Genomic DNA, 252 nt, shown 5'->3' with positions numbered 1-252 from the left:
TGGTGAGCCGATATCTACAGGCATTAAAGTGGTTGATTTTGCAGCTGATCCCACTCAGTTTCAAAACAATGCGCAGTTCAGTCTGGCAGGCAGCGGCTACGTCAATATGGGAGCGTATGACTACACGCTGGTGGAAGATAACAACGACTGGTATATGCGATCGCAAGAAGTAACGCCGCCACCGCCACCTGATCCAGACCCGACTCCCGATCCTGATCCCACGCCGGATCCTGACCCAACCCCCGACCCGGA

1 protein-coding gene is annotated in these 252 nt (G+C 54.8%); it reads left to right on the top strand.

Features of this window, described 5'->3' with window-relative positions; all coding sequences use genetic code 11:
* On the top strand, nt 1–252 hold a 252-nt coding region (locus tag FN960_RS24485), incomplete at both ends, for an autotransporter outer membrane beta-barrel domain-containing protein (RefSeq protein WP_143850847.1).

The organism is Alkalicoccobacillus porphyridii, from assembly GCF_007293315.1.
Classification (GTDB): domain Bacteria; phylum Bacillota; class Bacilli; order Bacillales; family Bacillaceae_D; genus Alkalicoccobacillus; species Alkalicoccobacillus porphyridii.
This window is presented reverse-complemented; position numbering and strand designations above follow the sequence as displayed.